The organism is Pararoseomonas sp. SCSIO 73927, from assembly GCF_037040815.1.
Taxonomy (GTDB): Bacteria; Pseudomonadota; Alphaproteobacteria; order Acetobacterales; family Acetobacteraceae; genus Roseomonas.
Map to the genome: position 1 here is coordinate 4,944,043 of NZ_CP146232.1, position 19,500 is coordinate 4,963,542.

Annotated in this window: 17 protein-coding genes and 1 tRNA gene; 10 read left to right on the plus strand and 8 right to left on the minus strand. The window is 71.1% G+C overall.

The features are described from left to right. Position 1: 1 nt before the first annotated feature. From VQH23_RS23370 to VQH23_RS23380, 3 genes are read right to left on the minus strand one after another with little or no spacing between them, the layout of a single operon-like run. A complete protein-coding gene (locus VQH23_RS23370) occupies positions 2 to 1,621 on the minus strand; it encodes a hydantoinase B/oxoprolinase family protein (protein WP_338663064.1) in 1,620 nt (539 codons plus the stop codon). Beyond that, positions 1,618 to 3,708, minus strand: coding sequence for a hydantoinase/oxoprolinase family protein (locus VQH23_RS23375; RefSeq protein ID WP_338663065.1), 2,091 nt, complete (start codon positions 3,706 to 3,708; stop codon positions 1,618 to 1,620). The genes VQH23_RS23370 and VQH23_RS23375 overlap by 4 nt, the downstream gene beginning before the upstream one ends. 3 nt (positions 3,709 to 3,711) lie before the next feature. Further along, positions 3,712 to 4,500 (minus strand): SDR family oxidoreductase, encoded by a 789-nt coding sequence (locus VQH23_RS23380; protein ID WP_338663066.1) that lies wholly within the window; start codon positions 4,498 to 4,500, stop codon positions 3,712 to 3,714. 120 nt (positions 4,501 to 4,620) lie between these two features. On the opposite strand from VQH23_RS23380, the gene VQH23_RS23385 reads away from it, so the two are divergent. From VQH23_RS23385 to VQH23_RS23405, 5 genes are all read left to right on the plus strand, one after another. Continuing rightward, on the plus strand, positions 4,621 to 5,589 hold the full coding sequence (locus VQH23_RS23385) for a D-glycerate dehydrogenase (RefSeq protein ID WP_338663067.1): 969 nt from the start codon (positions 4,621 to 4,623) through the stop codon (positions 5,587 to 5,589). A gap of 33 nt (positions 5,590 to 5,622) precedes the next feature. Beyond that, entirely contained in the window at positions 5,623 to 6,273 is a 651-nt protein-coding gene (locus VQH23_RS23390) for a flavin reductase family protein (protein ID WP_338663068.1), read from the plus strand. A 44-nt stretch (positions 6,274 to 6,317) separates the two neighbouring features. Then, positions 6,318 to 6,881, plus strand: a complete 564-nt coding sequence (locus tag VQH23_RS23395; RefSeq protein WP_338663069.1) for a nucleoside 2-deoxyribosyltransferase — start codon at positions 6,318 to 6,320, stop codon at positions 6,879 to 6,881. A gap of 73 nt (positions 6,882 to 6,954) precedes the next feature. Further along, positions 6,955 to 7,045 (plus strand) — tRNA-Ser (locus VQH23_RS23400). Positions 7,046 to 7,225: 180 nt separating this feature from the next. Continuing rightward, positions 7,226 to 8,719 (plus strand): glycosyltransferase family 1 protein, encoded by a 1,494-nt coding sequence (locus VQH23_RS23405; RefSeq protein WP_338663070.1) that lies wholly within the window; start codon positions 7,226 to 7,228, stop codon positions 8,717 to 8,719. A 4-nt stretch (positions 8,720 to 8,723) separates the two neighbouring features. Here the strand turns inward: VQH23_RS23405 and VQH23_RS23410 are convergent, their stop codons facing one another. From VQH23_RS23410 to araD, 3 genes are all read right to left on the minus strand, one after another. Continuing rightward, the gene (locus VQH23_RS23410) at positions 8,724 to 9,338 is read right to left on the minus strand and encodes an isochorismatase family cysteine hydrolase (RefSeq protein WP_338663071.1); all 615 of its coding nucleotides are present in this window, start codon (positions 9,336 to 9,338) and stop codon (positions 8,724 to 8,726) included. Between the two features lie 119 nt (positions 9,339 to 9,457). Further along, positions 9,458 to 10,174: a ribonuclease activity regulator RraA gene (locus VQH23_RS23415; RefSeq protein WP_338663072.1), complete on the minus strand. Its 717-nt coding sequence runs from the start codon at positions 10,172 to 10,174 to the stop codon at positions 9,458 to 9,460. Positions 10,175 to 10,198: 24 nt separating this feature from the next. Next, a complete protein-coding gene (gene araD / locus VQH23_RS23420; protein ID WP_338663073.1) occupies positions 10,199 to 12,004 on the minus strand; it encodes an L-arabinonate dehydratase in 1,806 nt (601 codons plus the stop codon). Between the two features lie 137 nt (positions 12,005 to 12,141). On the opposite strand from araD, the gene VQH23_RS23425 reads away from it, so the two are divergent. The 4 genes from VQH23_RS23425 (at position 12,142) to rutD (ending at position 15,651) form a co-directional block, all read left to right on the plus strand. Continuing rightward, positions 12,142 to 13,428, plus strand: coding sequence for an NCS2 family permease (locus VQH23_RS23425; protein ID WP_338663074.1), 1,287 nt, complete (start codon positions 12,142 to 12,144; stop codon positions 13,426 to 13,428). Positions 13,429 to 13,505: 77 nt separating this feature from the next. Next, a complete protein-coding gene (locus VQH23_RS23430) occupies positions 13,506 to 14,465 on the plus strand; it encodes a tripartite tricarboxylate transporter substrate binding protein (RefSeq protein WP_338663075.1) in 960 nt (319 codons plus the stop codon). 20 nt (positions 14,466 to 14,485) lie between these two features. Next, entirely contained in the window at positions 14,486 to 14,872 is a 387-nt protein-coding gene (rutC, locus tag VQH23_RS23435) for a pyrimidine utilization protein C (protein WP_338663076.1), read from the plus strand. Between the two features lie 8 nt (positions 14,873 to 14,880). After that, positions 14,881 to 15,651, plus strand: a complete 771-nt coding sequence (rutD, locus tag VQH23_RS23440) for a pyrimidine utilization protein D (protein ID WP_338663077.1) — start codon at positions 14,881 to 14,883, stop codon at positions 15,649 to 15,651. A 24-nt stretch (positions 15,652 to 15,675) separates the two neighbouring features. Here the strand turns inward: rutD and VQH23_RS23445 are convergent, their stop codons facing one another. Together VQH23_RS23445 and VQH23_RS23450 are read right to left on the minus strand one after the other, a co-directional pair. Beyond that, positions 15,676 to 16,005 (minus strand): DUF962 domain-containing protein, encoded by a 330-nt coding sequence (locus VQH23_RS23445; RefSeq protein WP_338663078.1) that lies wholly within the window; start codon positions 16,003 to 16,005, stop codon positions 15,676 to 15,678. Positions 16,006 to 16,037: 32 nt separating this feature from the next. Further along, positions 16,038 to 17,765, minus strand: a complete 1,728-nt coding sequence (locus tag VQH23_RS23450; protein WP_338663079.1) for an ABC transporter ATP-binding protein — start codon at positions 17,763 to 17,765, stop codon at positions 16,038 to 16,040. A 131-nt stretch (positions 17,766 to 17,896) separates the two neighbouring features. On the opposite strand from VQH23_RS23450, the gene VQH23_RS23455 reads away from it, so the two are divergent. Continuing rightward, positions 17,897 to 19,489 (plus strand): MFS transporter, encoded by a 1,593-nt coding sequence (locus tag VQH23_RS23455; RefSeq protein WP_338663080.1) that lies wholly within the window; start codon positions 17,897 to 17,899, stop codon positions 19,487 to 19,489. Positions 19,490 to 19,500: the final 11 nt, after the last annotated feature.

The following is a 19,500-nucleotide window of genomic DNA, read 5'->3' on the forward strand; positions in this document are numbered from 1 at the left end:
CTCAGAGCAGGCCATCCGCTTCGTCGCGCGCCACCAGGGCCGGGTCGCGCTGCGCCGGATCGCCCATGCCACCGCCGCCGGGCAGCTTGAGCAGCAGCCGCTTGCCCTTGGGGATCACCTGGAAGCCCTTCGTGCGGAGAAGCGTGCCGTCCGTCAGCCCCACCCAGCCCGGCGCACCCTCCCCGCCGCCGTCGCGGCCCTTTGGCGGGTTCGCCACGCGGTCGAAAATGGCGTTCACGGCGAATTCCGCGTCGTTCTTCCCGCCGATCTCCATCACCTGCCCCAGCCCGCCGCGGGTGCGCCCGGCACCGCCGGAACCCGGCCGCAGCTCCTTCTTCCAGAAGATCACGGGGGCGACGTTCTCCGTCGCCTCCACCGGCATGGTCCGCACGCCGGAGGGGAAGGCGGTGCCGTCCAGCCCGTCCTGCCCCGGGCGCGCGCCGGTGCCGCCGGAGTTGAAGGTGATCACCTCGAAATCCGGCAGCTCCGCATCCGCGCCGCTGACCTGCCCGCCGCCGCGCAGGGGCGGGTTCCAAAGGCAGGAGGAGCCCTCCGCTGTCACGCGATCCGGCACGGCCTGGTGCAGGCAGCCCATCATCAGGTCCGGCAGGAGCTGCCCGACGACGTGGCGCACCGCCACGGGATAGGGCCGCGGCGCGTTCAGGATGCAGCCGTCCGGAATCTCCATGCGGAAGGGCAGCAGGGAGGCCCAGTTGTTCGGCACCTCCGGCGCGACCACGCACTTGATGCCGAAGCAGGCGTAGGCGCGCGTGTAGGCCGCCGGCACGTTGATGCCGCGGCCGGAGAGGCCGGAGGTTCCCGCGTAGTCGACGGTGATGTTCTCCTCCGCGATCGTCATGCGGGCGCGAAGCGTGACCGGCGCCTCGTAGCCGTCCGAGCTGATATCCGCGGAGAACTCGCCGCGCGGCAGTTTCGCGATCTCGGCCAGCGTCGCGCGGGAGGAGGCCTCGAAGACGGACTCCGCGAGGCTGTCGAGCGAGTCCATTCCGAACTCGTCCATCATCTCCACCAGCCGCCGGGCCCCCGCGTCGTTGCAGGCGCAGAGGGAGTAGACGTCGCCCTCCAGCTCAGCCGGCGTGCGGGTGCCGGCGCGCAGGATGTCGAAGAAGGTCTCGTTCGCCTCGCCCCGGTCGAAGCACTTCACGATAGGGATGTAGAGGCCTTCCTCGAAGACCGAGCGCCCCTCTGGCCCCATGCCCAGCCCGCCCACGTCGATCACGTGCGCCGTGTTGGCGAAGAGGCCGACGATGATGCCGTTGCGGAAGGCGGGGGTGACAACCGTGAGGTCGTGCAGGTGCCCCGTGCCGAGCCAGGGGTCGTTGGTGATGTAGTGGTCCCCCGCCTTCATCGACTCCGCCGGGAACTTCGCCAGGAAGTGGCCCACGCTCTCCATCATGGAGTTCACGTGCCCCGGCGTGCCCGTGACGGCCTGCGCCAGCATCCGCCCGCGCAGGTCGAAGATGCCGGCGGAGAGATCGCCCGCCTCCCGCACCGTGGTGCTGAAGGCGGTGCGGATCATGATCTGCGCCTGCTCCTCCACCACCGCGATCAGGCGGTTCCACTGGATCTGCCGCTGGATGGCGGCCAGCGCTTCACTCATCGCGTCAGCTCCAGATAACCCAGGCCGTCCATCCGGCAGGTCCAGCCCGGCCCCACCAGCGTGCTCGTCTCCGCCTCCGCCACGATGCAAGGGCCGGAAACCGTCGCGCCCGGCGCGAAGCCCTCGCGCTCATACACCGGCCAGTCCGACACCTCGCCCCTTGCCGTATCGCGCACAGCCAGGCTGCGGATCGGCGCCGGAGCGGGCGCCGGGTCTACCTCGGCCACGGGCGGCGGCGCGTCCACCACCGTCGCCACCGTCACGGCGAAGGACAGGATCTCCACGTCGCTTCCCGGCACCGGGCGATCGTAGAAGGCGGCATATTCTCGGTCGTAAGCCGCGCGCACATTGGCCACGTCCGCATCGCCCAGGGCTGTCACCGGCAGTTCCACCGCGATCTCGTGCCCCTGGCCGACATAGCGCATGTAGGCGATGCGCCGCTCCACCAGCTCCGCCCCGAAGGCCGCGTCCGCCACCACGCGCCGCGCCTCGGTCGACATTCCCGCCAGCAGCGCGTTCACCGCCGCCGGATCGAAAGTACGCAACCGCTGGTACAGGCTCCGCACCACCTCGTATCCCACCGGCGCCCGCAGGAAGCCGATGGCCGATCCCACCCCCGCGCCCGAAGGCACCAGGAGCCGCGTCACCCCGATCTTCTCCGCCACGCGGTAGCCGTGCACCGGCCCGCCGCCGCCGAAGGCGATCACCGCGCGCCCGTCATAGCCCTTCCCACTCTCGATCGCGTGGACGCGGGCGGCATTGGCCATGTTCTCGTCCACCACCTCCACCACGCCCAGCGCCGCCATCGCGGGTTCCAGCCCCAGCGCGCCGAGCGAGGATTCCATCGCTGCCGCGGAGGCGCCGGGATGCAGCGTCATCGCCCCGCCCGCAAAGGTGACAGGGTCGTAGCGCCCCAGCAGCAAATTCGCGTCCGTCACTGCCGGCTTCGCCCCGCCCCGCCCGTAGCAGGCCGGGCCGGGATCGGCGCCCGCGCTCTCCGGCCCCACCTGGATCCGGCCCAGCGCGTCCACGGAGGCGATGGAGCCGCCCCCCGCCCCGATCTCCACCATTTCGATCACGGGGATCCGCAGCGGCAGGCCCGACCCCTTCTTGAACCGCCCGATCCGCGCCACCTCGAAGGTGCGGGCCGTCTGCGGCGCGAAGTCGTCGATGAGGCAGACCTTCGCCGTGGTCCCGCCCATGTCGAAGGACAGCACGCGGTCCCACCCCTTCTGCCGGGCCACGAAGGCGGAGAAGATCGCGCCACCCGCCGGCCCGCTCTCCACCAGCCGGATGGGGAAGCGCGCCGCCGTCTCCAGCGTTGTCAGCCCGCCGCCGGACAGCATGAGGTAGAGCGGGCAGGTGAAGCCCGCTTCCTGCACGCCCGCGCGCAGCCGGTGCAGGTAGCCCATCATCAAAGGCTGGACATAGGCGTTCGCGGCGGTGGTGGAGAAGCGCTCCCACTCCCGCATCTCCGGCGAGACCTCGGAGGAGAGCGAGACGGGCAGTTCCGGCCACATCTCCCGCACGATGTCGGCGGCCTGCCGTTCGTGCGCGGGGTTGACGAAGGCGTGCAGGAAGCCGATCGCCAGGCTCTCGATCCCCTCCCCCTTCATGAAGCGCACCGCCTCGCGCACCGCGCCCGTGTCGAGCGGCAGCAGCGCGCGCCCCTCGTTGTCCAGCCGCTCCGGCACCGGCAGGCGCCAGCGCCGCGGCACCAGCGGCTGCGGCAGGGTGATGTTCAGGTCGTACTGGTCGTAGCGGCTCTCATTCCCCAGCGCGAGGACGTCGCGGAAGCCCTCCGTCGTCAGCAGCGCCGTGCGCGCGCCCTTGCGCTCGATCACGGCGTTCGTCGCCAGCGTCGTGCCGTGGATGAAAAGCGAGACGTCGGCCGGCCCTATCCCCGCCTTGGCGAGCACGACGCGGATGCCCTCCAGCACGCCCAGCTCGGGCGCGGCGGGGGTGGTCAGCACCTTCGCCGTCCAGCGATCGTAGCCACCCTGCCCGTCCGCGCGCTCCAGCGCGAGGTCCGTGAAGGTGCCGCCGATGTCGGAGGCCAGCCGCACGTCAGCTCCGTGGAGGGGCACCGATCAGATGCTCCGCACCACGCCGCCGTCGATCTTGATGAGGCTGCCGGTGATGTAAGCCCCGGCCTCGGAGGCGAGGAAGGCGGTGGTCTTGCCGAACTCCTCCGCCGTGCCGTAGCGGCGCAGCGGGATGGTCCCCTCGCGCTCCTTGATCACCTGCTCCGGCGTCTTGCCGGACTTGCTGGCGGCGGCCTGGGCCAGCTCGTAGGTGCGGTCGGTCTGGATCGCGCCGGGGGCGACGATGTTCACCGTCACGTTGTCCGGCCCCACCTCGTCCGCCAGGGTCTTCGCCCAGCCCACGATGTTGGCGCGCAGCACGTTGGAGAGCGCGAGGTTCGGCAGCGGCTGGATCATGCCGGAGCTGCCCACCGCCAGGATGCGCCCGAACTTCCGCTCCCGCATCCCCGGCAGCGCCAGGTTCGCCATCCGGATGGGGGAGAGGACGATGCGGCGGAACCAGGTCTCCAGTGCCTCCTCCGTCAGGTCGGACGCCGTGCCCGCCGGCGGGCCGCCATGGTTCAGCACGAGGATGTCCACCCCGCCCAGGGCCTTCACGGCACCGGCGAAGAGCGCGTCCATGTCCTCGCCCTTAGCAACGTCGGCCGCGAAGGCCTGCGCTACCGGTGCGCCCATGCCCTTCAGCGCCTCGCAGACCGGCGCCAGCCGCTCCGCGTCCCGCCCGGAGATGGCGATCGCCGCGCCGTCGGCGGCCAGCGCCTCGGCTATGGCCCGGCCCAGCCCCTTGGAGGCGCCCATCACCAGCGCCCGTTTGCCGCGAAGACCGAGTTCCATCGAAACCTCCAACCGATTCAGGGCGGGGACCCTGGACCGCGCCACCATGGCTGGCAAGATCGGGGCCGAGCTCCGGGCCGGGGTTTGGCAAGCCGGGCGGGCGCGGGCATCCTGCCTCCTATGGCCCGCCCGACCCTGCTCCAGACCCGCAACCTGCCAGCGGCCGTGGAGGCCCGCGCCGCCCGGGACTACGCCGTCCGACGCCCGGAGGGGCCGGACCGGACCCTCGATTCCGCCGCGCTGCTGGCCGCCGCCAAAGGGTGCGAGGGCATCCTCTGCGCCGCCGGCGACGCGCTAGACGCCGCCACGATCGCGGCCCTGCCGGAGGGCGTGAGGATCATCGCTACCTTCTCCGTCGGCACCGACCACATTGCGCTGGATGCCGCGAAGGCCCGCGGCATCGCCGTGACGAACACGCCGGACGTGCTGAGCGTGGCCACCGCCGAGATTGCCATGCTGCTGATCCTCATGTGCGCCCGCCGCGCGGGCGAGGCGGAGCGGCTGCTGCGCGCCCGGGAATGGACGGGCTGGGCCCCCACCCAGCTCATGGGCGTGACCCTGGAGGGCAAGCGCCTGGGCATTCTCGGCATGGGCCGCATCGGGCGGGAGCTGGCCCGGATGGCCCGCGGCATGGGCATGGAGATCCACTACCGCAACCGCGCCCGTCTGGCGCCGGAGGAGGAGGAGGGCGCGACCTTCCACCCGGATGACGAGAGCTTCCTGGCGGCCTGCGACGTGCTCTCCATGCACATCCCCGGCGGGCCCGCCACCAACCGCTGGCTGAACGCCGCCCGCATCGCCGCCCTGCCAAAGGGCGCCATCGTCGTGAACACCGGGCGCGGCACCACCGTGGACGACGAGGCGCTGTGCGACGCGCTGCGGGCTGGCCACCTGCGCGCGGCGGGGCTGGACGTCTTCGCCGGGGAGCCAGCGATCCATGAGGGCTACCACACCGCCCCGAACGTCACCCTTCTCCCCCATCTCGGCAGCGCGACGGTGGAGACGCGGGACGCCATGGGCTTCCGCTGCCTCGACAACCTGGATGCCGTACTGATCCGCGGCGCGGAGCCGCCGCACCGCGTCGCCTGACGCCCATCCCACCCCCGCCGGAAGACCCCCGCCATGCTCTTCGACTTCGAGGCCCTGCCGAAGAAGGACCGCTACAAGCTGGTGGTCTCCACGGTCGTCCCCCGCCCCATCGCCTGGACCGTCACGCAGGACGCGGCGGGCCGCACCAACGCCGCCCCCTTCTCCTTCTTCAACGTGTTCAGCAACGACCCGGTGGTGGTCGGGATCGGCGTCGGCGCTCGCGGCATGGGCGGGGAGGAGGTGGCCGACATGAAGGACACGATGGACAACATCCGGGCCACCGGCGAGTTCACCGTCTGCCTCGTCAGCGAGGAATTGGCGGAGGCGATGAACGTTACCGCCGCCGACTACCCGGCGGGGGTGGACGAGATCGCGATGGCCGGCCTCACCACCGCCCCTTCCGCGAAGATCCGCACGCCCCGGATCGCGGAGAGCCCGGTGGCGCTGGAGTGCCGGCTCTGGCAGGCCATCCCCATCGGCACCCACCACCTCGTCCTCGGCGAGGTCCTGGCCGTCCATGTCCGGGAAGAGTGCATGCTCGACATGGACCGCCTCTACGTGGACACGCCGAAGCTGAACCTTGTCGGGCGGCTGCACGGGGGCGGCTGGTACGCCCGCACCACGGACCGCTTCGACATGCCCCGCGTGACGCCGGAAGGGGTGGAGGCGCGCCGCAGGGGCTGACCGGCGAACTGGTTCCGCCCGCCCGCCCCTGCTAGTTCTGGTCCATGCGGATCTACCTTGCGGGCCCGGAGGTCTTCCTGCCGGATGCCGGCGCGCTGGCGGATGCCAAGCGCGCCCTCTGCGCGCGCCACGGCGCCACCGGGATCTTCCCCCTCGACCCCGTCCACTGCCCGGCCGCCGACGAGGCGGCGGAGGAGTGGCTGGCCATCTATCTCCGCAACGAGACCCATATCCGGGGGGCGGACGCGCTGATCGCGAACCTCACCCCGTTCCGCGGCCCTTCCGCCGATGCGGGCACGGTGTACGAGCTGGGCTTCATGCGGGCGCTCGGCCGCCCGGTGGCCGGCTACGCCAACGTGGCAACCCCCTTCGAGACGCGCAGCCGCGCTTTTCTGGGCGCCTCCGTCCGCCCGCGCCCTGACGGCACCTGGGAGGATGCGGAGGGCCTGCAGCTCGAAGCCTTCGGCTTGCAGGACAACCTGATGATCGATGGCGGGATCCGCGCCGCCGGAGGCCCGTTGGTCGTGCGGGACGTACCGGAGGAGGGGCGCTGGCGCGACCTCGCCGCCTTCGAGGAAGCGCTCCGGCTCCTTCTTAACGGCCGGTGACGGGGTGGGTGACAGAATAACTGTCACACCGGCTTGCCCGGCCGCGCCATGCCCCCTATACCCCGCCGCCGTTGGACAGGTGGCCGAGTGGTCGAAGGCGCGCGCCTGGAAAGTGCGTATAGGTCAAAAGCCTATCGTGGGTTCGAATCCCACCCTGTCCGCCATCTACCCCCCTATACCCAGGTCGTGACGCCCGCCCCATCAGGCCCCGCCCGGGCCGGATCCGCGCGGCCATGGCTTGATCCCGGCCCGGATTTGGGCGACCAGCCGTTCCGCGGGCTGGCCCGCAGCGGCGCCTCCGGCCGTTGCCCTCCCTCTCCCACCTCCGCCGGAGCGAAGGACGCATGACGACGATCTGGATCGATGTGGAGGACCTGTTCGACTACGCCGTGGTGAACCCCCGGCCGAGCGGCATCCAGCGCGTCGAGTACGAGATCTGCCGCTGCCTCTTCGCCGCCGGGGCGCCGGGCACCGTGCGCTTCCTGCGCCACGCCGCGGGTGGCACGGATTTCCGCACCGTCACCTGGCCGGAGGTGGAAGCCCTCTTCGCCGGTTTCAGCAGGACCAAGGCGGCCGAGACCGCGGCGGCCCCTACCCCCGCCCTCGGCACCCTCACCGCCTCCGTGCCGGACACGGCCCCGCCGCCCCGCCTGCGCCGCCGCCTGCTGCGCTGGCTGGCGCGCCGCACTCCGGAGCCGCTGCGCCTTCCCCTCGGCGAGGCGGTGGTCCACCAGATCGTGGCGCTGCGCAGCGCGGCCCGGGCCGGTCGGATCGCCTGGTCCGCCGTCAGGCGTCCGCGCCCGCAGGCAGCCCTGCCCGCCCCGCTGCCGCCGCCCCCGCCCCGCGCGGAACCCCTCTCCGCCGCGCCCGAGGTGCCCCCGCCCGCGAACGGCGCCGACCCCTTCGCGGCCGCCGGGCCCGGCGACACCCTGCTCGTCCTCGGCTCCCCCTGGTTCCACGCCGGCTACGGCGCGCTGATCGAGCGGATGAAGGCAACCAGGGGCATCCGCTTCGGCGTGCTGCTCTACGACATCATCCCGCTGCGCCGGCCGGAGTTCTGCGACCAGGGGCTGGTGCGGATCTTCAGCCACTGGCTCAGCACCGTGCTGCCGCACGCGGACGTGCTGCTGGCCATCTCCAAGGCCAGCGCCGACGATATCGACGCCTATGGCAAGGAGAAGGGCTGGAACCTGAAGGCCCGGCCGATCGCCATCCCCATGGGCACGGGCTTCGGCACCCCCGCCCCCGCCACCCGCCTGCCCGGGCGCGAGTATCCGGAGGCGGGGAGCTACGCCCTCATCGTCTCCACCATCGAGGCGCGGAAGAACCACATTCTCCTCTTCCGCGTCTGGCGGCGTATGCTGGAGGAGATGCCGCGGGAGAAGGTGCCCACCCTCGTCTTCGCCGGGCGCGTCGGCTGGATGGTCTCCGACCTCATGCAGCAGCTGAAGAACGCCAACTACCTGGACGGCAAGCTCGTGCTCTTCCAGGACCCGACGGACGGAGAGCTGAGCACCCTTTACGGGGGCGCGCAGTTCACCCTCTTCCCCTCCTTCTACGAGGGCTGGGGCCTGCCGGTGACGGAGAGCCTGGCCTTCGGCAAGCCCGCCATCATCTCCAGCAGCACCTCCCTGCCGGAGGCGGGCGGGACGCTGGCCCGCTACTTCGACCCGGAGAACACCGCCGAGGCCTACCGGGTGATCCGGCAGGTGGTGGAGGACCCGGAAGGGCTGCGCCGCTGGCAGGGGCGCGTGGCCCGCGAGTTCCGCCCGGTGACCTGGGACGAGGCCGCGGCGGCCGTGCTGCGCGCCATGCGCGAGCCCGCGCCGGCGGCCTGAGCGCCTAGCGCCAGGCCTCCAGCAGCGCGTCCGTCCCCACCGCCTCCACCTGCTGGCCGTAGCGCTCGCGGTAGAGGGTCAGCAGCGCGTCGTGCGTGCGGTCGGAGGATGAGCAGAGCGCGTCGGTCGGGATGATGACGCGGTAGCCCCGGTCCACCGCGCCGAGCACCGCGGCCAGCACGCAGACATCCGTCTCCGCACCGGTGACGACGAGCGTGTCCGTGCCCCTCTCCCGCAGCAGCGCCTCCAGCTCCGGCTGAAGCCAGGGGGAGTAGACGGTCTTGTCGATCATGGTCGCGGGCGGGACGAAGCGGGCGAGGTCTGGAAGCAGTTCCACCATGGATTCCGGCAGCGCCTCCAGCGTCATGCCGGGCCAGCGCTTCCAGTAGCGGTTCCAGGTGCCCTGCCCTTCCCCTGGGCGGGCGGCGGGGATGAAGCGGGTGAAGACCGTCTCTGCGGGATGGGCTTCGGCGATCCGCTTCACCACGGGCAGCACGCGCTTCATCCAGGGCGTATGCCACTCCGTGCCCTCGGCGAAGAGGTTCTGCATGTCCACGCAGAGATGCACGCAGTTCGGTCCCAGCGGCCCGAAGTGCAGCCCATCCTTCTCGTCCGGCATCCCCGGCCCCTCCCGATGTTCCGTCGCCAGGAACGCCGGAGGGGGCCGGAGGATACGCGGCGCGGGTGCCGGAAATCGCGCCTTCACATAGGTTTAGGCTGCGGTTCAGGCTGCGCGACCTAGCGCCCCTTCTCCTTCCGCCACTCCGCGAAGATCTCCAGGTTCTTCGCGTCCGTCGCGGGGTAGAGGCCGCGAATGCTGTGCCCCGCGCGCACGCGCTCCGTCACGAAGTCCTCGTAGGCCGTCATCTCCACTGCCTCGCTCGCGACCTCGTCCGCGATCCCGGCGGGGATGACGATCACCCCGTCGCCGTCGCCCACGATGACGTCGCCCGGGAAGACCGGCGCGTCGCCGCAGCCGATCGGCACGTTCAGATCGATCGCCTGGTTCAGCGTCAGGTTCGTCGGCGCGGAGGGGCGGGAGTGGTAGGCCGGGATGTCCATGGCCGCGATCTCCGCAGCGTCGCGGAAGCCGCCATCCGTCACCACGCCCGCCACGCCCCGCACCATCAGCCGGGTGACGAGGATGGAGCCGGCGGAGGCCGCGCGCGCGTCCTTGCGGCTGTCCATCACCAGCACGGCGCCGGGCGGGCAGGATTCCACGCCCTTGCGCTGCGGGTGCTCGGGGTCGCGGAACACCTCCAGCCCGTTCAGGTCCTCGCGGGCGGGGATGTAGCGCAGCGTGTAGGCCTCGCCGACCATGCTCTCGGTCGGGGGGCTGAGCGGCCGCACGTCCTGGATGAACTGGTTGCGCAGGCCGCGCTTGTAGAGCGCGGTGGCGAGGGTCGCGGTGCTCACGCCCTTCAGCTTCTGGCGCGTCGCGTCGGAAAGCGGCATCTGGATCGTTCCCCCTTTGTCAGCTCAGTAGATCACGGGCTCGGGCACGGGCGCGCCGAACTCCGTGCGCAGGAAGTCGAAGTCGCAGCCCTCGTTCGCCTGCTGGATGTGCTTGGTGAACATGTAGCCGTAGCCCCGCTCGAAGCGCGGCTCCGGCGCCTTCCAGGCGGCGCGGCGCGCCGCCAGCTCCTCTTCGGAGACCTCCATGTTGATGGTGCGCGCGTCCACGTCCACCGTCACGATGTCGCCGTTTCGCAGCAGCGCCAGCGGCCCGCCGATCCAGCTCTCGGGCGAGACGTGCAGCACGCAGGCGCCATAGGAGGTGCCGGACATCCGGGCATCGGACATGCGCATCATGTCGCGCAGCCCCATCTTCAGCAGCTTCTTCGGCATGGGCAGCATCCCCCATTCCGGCATGCCCGGCCCGCCCTGCGGGCCCGCGTTGCGCAGCACCATCACCGTGTCGGGGGTGAAGGGATAGCTCTCGTCGTCCACCGCCTTCTTCATGGAGGGGTAGTCGTCGAACACAACGGCGGGGCCGGAGTGCTTCAGGAATTTCTGGTCCATCGCCGCCGGCTTGATGACGCAGCCATCAGGCGCGAGATTGCCCTTCAGCACGGCCAGCGATCCCTCGCCGTAGATCGGGTTCGCGGTGCTGCGGATCACGTCGTCGTTGTAGACCCGCGCGCCCTCGATGTTCTCGCCGAGCGTCTTGCCGGACACGGTGAGGCAGGACAGGTCCAGGTGCTCGCGGATGTTCCCCATCAGCGCGCGGATGCCGCCGGCGTAGAAGAAGTCCTCCATCAGGTACTGGTTCCCGGAGGGCCGCACGTTGCCAATGACGGGCACGCGGCGGGAATAGCGCTCGAAGTCGTCCAGCCCGATCTCCTGCCCCGCGCGCCGCGCCATGGCGATGAGGTGGATGATGGCGTTGGTGGAGCAGCCCATGGCCATGGCCACCGCGATGGCGTTGCCGAAAGCGGCCTTGGACTGGATCTTCTGCGGCGTCAGGTCCTCCCAGACCATCTCCACGATCCGCCGCCCGCTCTCGCTCGCCAGCCGGATGTGCCCTGCATCGGGGGCGGGGATGGAGGAGCCGCCCGGCAGCACCATGCCCACCGCCTCGGCGATGGCCGTCATGGTGCTTGCCGTGCCCATGGTCATGCAGGTGCCGTAGGACCGGGCGATGCCGCCCTCCACGCCCAGCCAGTCCTGGTCGGTGATCTTGCCCGCGCGCAGCTCGTCCCAGTACTTCCAGCTGTCGGAGCCGGAGCCGAGAACCTTACCCTGCCAGTTGCCGCGCAGCATCGGCCCGGCCGGGAAGTAGATGGCGGGGATATTCATGCTGGTCGCGCCCAGCAGCAGCCCCGGCGTCGTCTTGTCGCAGCCGCCCATCAGCACCACGCCGTCGACAGGGTGGGAGCGCAGCAGCTCCTCCGTCTCCATGGCCAGCATGTTGCGGTACATCATCGTCGTCGGCTTCACGAAGCTCTCGGAAACGGAGAGCGCCGGCAGCTCCACCGGGAAGCCGCCCGCCATCAGGATGCCGCGCTTCACGTCGTCCACGCGCGTCTTGAAGTGGGCGTGGCAGGGCTGCAGGTCGGACCAGGTGTTGACGATCGCGATGACCGGCTTGCCCGTCCACTCCTCCGGCGCGTAGCCCATCTGCATGGCGCGGGAACGGTGGCCGAAGCTGCGGAGGTCGGCGGGGCCGAACCAGCGGCGGGAACGCAGCTCTTCGACGGTCTTGCGCTTTGGTCCGGCCTCGGTCGGGCCCGGCTCCAGGGATGCGGGCTCCAGGGACTCAGGGGGCAGGTTCGGATCGGACATGGCGCTCTCCCGGACGGCGTTCAGACTGACATAGCAGATACGGCGGACCGCGCCAGAGGCTGGAAGCACCCGGGAATCCGTTGCCGCGGCGCACAATGCCTGTTTCCCTTCACGGAAGAGTCGCAGGGGACAGAGCGATGGAAAGGCTTTTCCGGCTGGCGGAGAACGGCACCACGCCGCGGCGGGAGGTGGTGGCGGGGCTCACCACCTTCCTCACCATGGCCTACATCATCGTGGTCAACCCGCAGATCCTCTCGGCCGCGGGCATCGACCAAGGGGCGGCCTTCGTGGCCACCTGCCTGGCCGCCGCGATCGGCTGCATCCTCATGGCCCTGCTCGCGAACTATCCCATCGCCCTGGCCCCGGGGATGGGGCTGAACGCCTACTTCGCCTTCGCCGTGGTGGGCGGCATGGGCATTTCCTGGCAGGTGGCGCTGGGCGCGGTGTTCCTCTCCGGCATCATCTTCCTGGCCGTCTCCCTCGCCGGGTTCCGGAAGTGGCTGATCAACGGCATCCCCGTCTCCCTCAAGCTCGGCATTGCCGCGGGGATCGGTCTCTTCCTCGGGCTCATCGGGCTGGAGAACCTCGGGCTGGTGGTGGACCACCCCGCCACGCTGGTGACCATGGGCAATGTCCGCGCCGCGCCGCTGCTGCTGGGCTGCCTCGGCTTCGTGCTCATCGCCGGGCTCGCGGCGCGCAACGTGCCGGGCGGCATCATCATCGGTATCCTCGTCACCGCCGCGCTCGGCATCCCCTTCGGGCTCACGAAGCTCAACGGTGTGGTCGCCATGCCCCCCTCCCTCGCCCCCACCTTCCTGCAGATGGACATCGCCGGCGCGCTCTCGCTCGGCGTCGCGGGGATCGTCTTCACCTTCTTCCTCGTGGACCTGCTGGACAATGCGGGCACGCTGATCGCCACCACCCACCGCGCAGGCTTCATGCAGCCGGATGGCACGGTGCCGCGCCTTGGCCGGGCGCTGCTGGCCGATTCCGGCGGCGCGATCCTCGGCGCCGCTCTCGGCACCTCCACCACCACCTCCTACATCGAGAGCGCCGCGGGCATCCAGGCGGGCGGCCGCACCGGGCTGACGGCGCTGACCGTCGGCGTGCTCTTTCTCCTCGCCCTGTTCCTCGCGCCGCTCGCCACCTCCATCCCGGCTTTCGCGACGGCTCCGGCGCTGGTCTTCGTCGCCTGCCTCATGGCGCACTCCCTGCGCGACCTGGCCTGGGACGACACGACGGAATACCTGCCCGCCATGCTCGGCGCGATCGCCATGCCCTTCACCTTCTCCATCGCAACGGGCATCGGCATCGGCTTCATTGCCTATGTCGCCATCAAGACCGTTGCGGGGCGGCCTGGTGAGGTGCACGGCGCCGTGTGGCTCATCGCCGCGCTCTCGGTGGTGAAATTCGCCCTGGCCTGACCGGCCCTGCGAACAGCACTGGCACGGGGATTGCTGCCCGGCGATCCGGACGCGATCCCCGCGCAAGGACCCCCGCATTGCCGCACCCTACCAGGCGCATCCTCCTCAGCGCCCCCGCGCTGCTGGCCACGCCCGCCGCGCGGGCGCAGGCCTTTCCGGAGCGCGCTCTGCGGATGATCGTGCCCTTCCCGCCGGGCGGCGCGGCAGACTTCCTGGGGCGCGTGGCTGCCGAGCCGATGGCGAAGTCCCTCGGCCAGCCTATCGCGGTGGAGAACCGCAGTGGCGCCGGCGGCAACATCGGCACCGCCGTCGCGGCCCAGGGGGAGAAGGACGGGCACAACATCCTCCTCAACGGCCTGCCTTATGCCGTGAACCGCTTCCTCTACCCCAGCCTGCCCTACGACCCGGACCGGGATTTCACGCCGCTTGCCATGCTCGCCGTAGTGCCGAATATCATGGTCGTCTCCAACGACCTTCCCGTGCGGAGCGTGGCGGAGTTCGTCGCGCTGGCGAAGGCGAGGCCCGCGCACTACGCCTCCATCGGCAACGGCACCTCGCTGCACCTGGCCGGCGCGCAGTTCACCCTCGCCGCCGGGCTGGAGATGACGCACGTCCCCTACCGGGAGACGGCGGCGGCCAATTCCGACGTCATGTCGGGCCGGGTGGAGGTGATGTTCCAGACCATCTCCGCCGCTGCCGGCCCCGTGAGGGGTGGCCGCATGCGGGCGCTGGCCGTGACGAGCGCCGAGCGCGTGCCCGCCTTCCCCGATGTGCCGACGCTGGGGGAGGCGGGCGTCGATCTCGTCTCCGTTGGCTGGTTCGGCCTCTTCGCACCGCGCGGCGTGCCCGCGGACCGCGCGGCGCGGCTCGAGGCAGCCACCGTAGCCGCGGTGAACGAACCGGCGACGAAGGCCCGCATCCTCGAGACGGGGAGTCTTCCCCGCCCCCTGCCCGCCGCGGAGTTCGGCCGCTTCATCGCCGAGGAGACCGCACGCATGGGCGCCACGATCCGCGCCACCGGCATCCGCGCCGACTGAAACAAGGGAAGCCCCGCACCATGCCCATGACCCCCGTGATCCCCGCCGGCTCCGGCAAGCCCATCGCGCCCTTCTCCCCCGGCGCGATGGCGGACGGTGTTCTCTACGTTTCCGGCACCCTGCCCTTCGACAAGGAGAACAACGTCGTCCATGTCGGCGACGCCGCGGCCCAGACGCGCCACGTGCTGAAGCTGATCAAGGCCGTGGTGGAGGCCGCGGGCGGCACCATGGCCGACGTGACGATGAACCACATCTTCGTCACGGACTGGGCCAATTACGGCGCCGTCAACGCCGTCTATGCCGAGTACTTCCCGGGCGACAAGCCGGCCCGCTACTGCATCCAGTGCGGCCTGGTGAAGCCGGAGGCCCTCGTCGAGATCGCCACCGTCGCGCACATCGCCCGGTGAGTGGATCCTTGAGGTACGACATCACGGGAAAGCCCGGCGCGGAGGCGGTCGTCCTCTCCGCCGGGCTCGGCGGCGCGGCCGCCTTCTGGAAGCCACAGATGGCGGCGCTGCAGGAGCATTTCCGCGTCGTCGCCTTCGACCAGCGCGGCACGGGCCGCAACGCAGAGCCGCTGCCGGATGGCTACAGCATCGCCCAAATGGCCGACGATGTGGTGACGGTGCTGGACGATGCCGGCATCGGCCGCGCCCATTTCGTCGGCCACGCGCTGGGCGGGCTCGTCGGCCTCGAACTCGCCCGCCGCCACCCCGCGCGCTTGGGCCGGTTCGTTCCCGTGAACGCCTGGGCGAAGGTGGAACGCCACTCCGAGCGGTGCTTCGACATCCGCATCGGCATCCTGAAGTCGCAGGGCCCGGCCGCCTACGTCGCCGCCCAACCCCTCTTTCTCCACACCGCTCCCTACATGGCGGAGCACTCCGACAAGCTGGACGAGGAGATCGCCCACGGCACCGCGCATTTCCAGGGTGAGGAGAACCTGCTGCGCCGCATCGGCGCCCTCCGCGCCTTCGACGCCCGCGCGGACCTCGCCGCCATCACGGCGCCGACTCTCGTCGTCGCAACGAAGGACGACCTTCTCGTGCCCTGGACCGCCTCGCAGAAGCTCGCGGAGGGTCTGCCGAATGCCCGCCTCTGGGTAAGCGAGACCGGCGGCCACGCTTCCACCGTGGAGCAGCCGGAGCCGTTCAACCGCGCCGTACTGGAATTCCTGTTGGGGGCCTGACCGCACCGGGAAGCGGCGCGGCTCTCAGCGAACCCCCGCCCGCCGCAGCTCGACGTCCAGCCGCCCGGTCAGGTAAAACCCGGCCATCCGCAGGTCCGAACCCAGCGACCAGAGGGGATAGGTGAAGGTCGCCGGCCGGTTCCGCTCGATCGTCATGTGGCTGACCCAGGCGAAAAGGTAGCCGCTGACGAGCCCGGCCAGCACCAGCCACCACCGCCCGGTCAGCAGCCCCGCCAGGAAGAGCCCGACCCCCAGCACAGTACCGAGCACATGGACATGCCGCGTCCGCGGGTCCGCGTGCTCCCGCAGGTAGTAGGGCCAGAACTCGGCGTAGGTGGCGATGCGCTGGGCCATGGGGCCAGACTGACAGACCTGCACGGCCGGAATCAACCGGCGCGCTGCACCGCCGCCAGCCGGGAATACACCCCGCCCCGCCCGAGCAGTTCCCCGTGCCGTCCCTGCTCCACCACGCGCCCGGCATCCACGACCACGATGCGGTCCGCGTCCCGGATCGTCGCCAGCCGGTGCGCGATCACGAGGCTGGTCCGCCCTTCGGACAGCTCCCGCAGGGACTCCTGAATGGCCCGCTCCGTCTCCGTGTCCAGGGCGGAAGTCGCCTCGTCCAGGATCAGGATCGGCGGGTTCTTCAGGAAGATGCGCGCGATGGCCAGCCGCTGCTTCTGCCCGCCGGAGAGCTTCACGCCCCGCTCCCCGATCACCGTGTCCAGCCCATCCGGCAATGCCGCGATCACCCCGTCCAGCCGCGCCCGCCGCGCCGCTTCCAGAATCTCCGCCTCGCTCGCGCCCAGGCGGCCATAGGCGATGTTCTCCCGGATCGTGCCCCCGAACAGGAAGACGTCCTGCTGCACGATCCCGATCTGCCCGCGCAGGGAGGCGAGGGTCATGTCCCGCACGTCGATCCCGTCCACCGTGATTCGCCCGCCCGCCACTTCGTAGAAGCGCGGCAGCAGGGAGAGGAGGGTGGTCTTGCCCGCCCCGCTCGGCCCGACGAAGGCCACCGTCTCTCCGGGGCGTATATGCAGGTCGATGCCGTCCAGCACCGGCCGGGCATCGGCCGCCGGGGCGGCATAGCCGAAGTGCACGCCCTCGTAGCGGATCTCGCCCGCCAGCCCGGAGACCTGCCGCGCGCCGGGCCGGTCCACGATGTCCGGCGCCGTGTCCAGCAGCTCCGTGTAGCGGCGGAACCCCGCGATGCCCTTGGGGTAGGTCTCGATGACGGAGTTGATCTTCTCCACCGGCCGGAAGAACACCCCCACCAGCAGCAGGAAGCCCACGAACCCGCCCGCCGAGAGCTCCCCGCGCATGACGAAGAGGCTGCCGGCCACCATCACCACCAGCTGCGTCAGCCGCATGGACATGTAGGAGAGCGAGCCGCTGGCCGCCATCAGCCGGTAGGCCTCCAGCTTCGTCGTGCGGTAGGCGGCGTTGTCCTGCGCGAAGAGCCGCTTCTCGTGCTCCTCGTTCGCGAAGGCCTGCACCACGCGGATGCCGCCCACATTCTCCTCTATCCGGGCGTTGAAGCCGCCCACCCGCCCGTAGATCGCGTGCCAGTTCCGCGTCATCCGCCCGCCGAACCGCGCCGTCAGCCAGCCCGTGACCGGGACCACCGCTGCCGTGATCAGCGCCAGCTGCGGGTTCACCGCGAACATCAGCGCGAAGGCGCCGAGGAAGGTCATCACGGCGATGAACAGGTCCTCCGGCCCGTGATGGGCCACCTCCCCGATCTCCTCCAGGTCCTTCGTCAGCCGGGCCACGATGTGCCCGGTCTTGTTGTTGTCGAAGTAGGAGAAGGAGAGCTTCTGCAGGTGCGCGAAGGCCCGCCGCCGCATCTCCGTCTCGATGTTGATGCCGAGCATGTGGCCCCAGTAGGTCACCACCGCCATCAGCCCCGCGTTCAGCAGGTACACCGCCAGTAGCCCCGCCGAGGCCAGCCCGATCAGCGCCCAGTCCTGCCCGGGCAGCAGCCGGTCCACGAAGAGCTTCACGGCGATCGGGAAGCCCAGCTCCAGCACGCCCGAGAGCACGGCGCAGCCGAAATCCAGCAGGAACAGCCGGCGGTGGGGCCGGTAGTAGGCGAAAAAGCGCTTCAGCATGGCCGCCCCCTTACCACCCGCCCCGCGTAGCCGCACCGCACAAGCGCGCAACCCGGCCCTGGCGCGCAACCCGGCCTTGCCTTGCCGGTCCATGACGGGCAGGACATCCCCCGCCGTTCCGCCAGGTGACGATGCCCGCCCCCGACGCCTTCATCCCCTTCCGGAACCCCGCCTTCCGGATGCTCTGGATCGCGACCACGGTCAGCAACATCGGCGGATGGGTGCAGAACACCGGGGCGGGGTGGCTGATGACCTCCCTCACCACCTCCCCCCTCATGGTCAGCCTCGTGCAGGTGGCCTCCATGCTGCCGGTCTTCCTCCTCGCCCTGCCGGCAGGGGCGCTGGCGGACATCATGGACCGGCGGCGATTCCTCATCCTCACCCAGGTCTGGATCCTGGTCACCGCCATGATCCTCTGCGCCCTCACCGCCACGGGGATGCTCGGCCCCTGGGGGCTGCTGGCGCTCACCTTCTGCATCGGCGTCGGCGCCGCGGCCAACTTCCCGGCCTTCGGCGCCACCACGCCGGAGCTCGTCCGGCGCGAAGACCTGGTCCAGGCCATCGTCCTCAACTCCATGGGCTTCAACCTCGCCCGCGCGGTCGGCCCGGCGCTTGGTGGGCTGGTGCTGGGCTGGGCGGGGGCGGAGGTGGCCTTCGCCCTCAACGCCGCCTGCTTCCTCTACCTCACCGTCGCCCTCCTCCTCTGGCGCCGCGAGCCGGATCGGAACGAGACCCCGCGCGAGGGCCTGGGGGACGCCATCGCCAGCGGCCTGCGTTACGTGGTCGCCAGCCCCGTCATGCGCGGCGTCATCCTGCGCGCCACGGCCTGCTTCTTTGCAGGCACGGCCGTCTGGGGCCTGATGCCGGTGCTGGTGCGCTACCGCCTCGGTCTCGGCCCCGGCACCTTCGGGCTCCTGCTCGGCGCCATGGGCGCGGGCGCCGTGATGGCCGGCTTCTTCCTGCCGGCCCTCCGCCGCCGCCTCTCGCTCTCCAACACCGTTGTCGTCTGCTCCTCCTGCGTCGGGCTCGCCATGATCGCCCTCGGCCTCTCCAGCCACTGGCTGCCCGCCGGGCTCGCCATGCTCTTCTACGGCGCCTCCTGGCTCGGCATGACCTCCACCCTCAGCGCCGCCGCCCAGCTCGGCGCCCGGCCCTGGGTGCGCGCCCGCGCCATCGGCCTCTTCCAGGTCGCCACCTTCGGCGCCATGGCCCTGGGATCCGTCTGCGGCGGGGTGGGCGCGGCCTTCGTGGGCGTCCCCGCCACCCTCATCGCCTCCGGCGCCATCGGGATCGCCCTGGCCATCGCCACCCGCCGCCTGCCAATGGAGGCCGCGCCCCCGCCCCCCACCGCCGCCCTGCCCGCCGAGCCGGTGCCGGACGCCCCGGCGCCGGAAATCCTGCGCAGCCTCGCCAGCGACGAGGCCCGCCTGCTCGAATCCGTGCGCTACAGGGTCCCCGCCTCCTCCCGCCCCGCCTTCCTGGCGGCCATGGGAGAGGTGCGCGGGGTGCGGCTGCGCGCGGGCGCGATCGTGTGGCGCCTCTACGAGGACGTGGCCCACCCCGAGCGCTACGTGGAGCTCTGGGCCGTCCGTTCCTGGACAGACCACCTGCGGGAACAGTCGCGCCTGTCCGAGCAGGACCACGCGACGCTCGCCGCCGCCGCCGCCTTCCAGGAAGCCGGATCGGCGCCGGAGGCGGAGCGCTTCGTGCAGCTACCGGTCTGAGGGCGGCCGTT

Coding starts and splice junctions, on each gene's coding strand:
- VQH23_RS23370 (WP_338663064.1), bottom strand. CDS start 1,621: ATGAGTGAAGCGCTGGCCGCCATCCAGCGGCAGATCCAGTGGAACCGC.
- VQH23_RS23380 (WP_338663066.1), bottom strand. CDS start 4,500: ATGGAACTCGGTCTTCGCGGCAAACGGGCGCTGGTGATGGGCGCCTCC.
- VQH23_RS23385 (WP_338663067.1), top strand. CDS start 4,621: ATGGCCCGCCCGACCCTGCTCCAGACCCGCAACCTGCCAGCGGCCGTG.
- VQH23_RS23390 (WP_338663068.1), top strand. CDS start 5,623: ATGCTCTTCGACTTCGAGGCCCTGCCGAAGAAGGACCGCTACAAGCTG.
- VQH23_RS23395 (WP_338663069.1), top strand. CDS start 6,318: ATGCGGATCTACCTTGCGGGCCCGGAGGTCTTCCTGCCGGATGCCGGC.
- VQH23_RS23405 (WP_338663070.1), top strand. CDS start 7,226: ATGACGACGATCTGGATCGATGTGGAGGACCTGTTCGACTACGCCGTG.
- VQH23_RS23410 (WP_338663071.1), bottom strand. CDS start 9,338: ATGCCGGACGAGAAGGATGGGCTGCACTTCGGGCCGCTGGGACCGAAC.
- VQH23_RS23415 (WP_338663072.1), bottom strand. CDS start 10,174: ATGCCGCTTTCCGACGCGACGCGCCAGAAGCTGAAGGGCGTGAGCACC.
- araD (WP_338663073.1), bottom strand. CDS start 12,004: ATGTCCGATCCGAACCTGCCCCCTGAGTCCCTGGAGCCCGCATCCCTG.
- VQH23_RS23425 (WP_338663074.1), top strand. CDS start 12,142: ATGGAAAGGCTTTTCCGGCTGGCGGAGAACGGCACCACGCCGCGGCGG.
- rutC (WP_338663076.1), top strand. CDS start 14,486: ATGCCCATGACCCCCGTGATCCCCGCCGGCTCCGGCAAGCCCATCGCG.
- VQH23_RS23445 (WP_338663078.1), bottom strand. CDS start 16,005: ATGGCCCAGCGCATCGCCACCTACGCCGAGTTCTGGCCCTACTACCTG.
- VQH23_RS23450 (WP_338663079.1), bottom strand. CDS start 17,765: ATGCTGAAGCGCTTTTTCGCCTACTACCGGCCCCACCGCCGGCTGTTC.
- VQH23_RS23455 (WP_338663080.1), top strand. CDS start 17,897: ATGCCCGCCCCCGACGCCTTCATCCCCTTCCGGAACCCCGCCTTCCGG.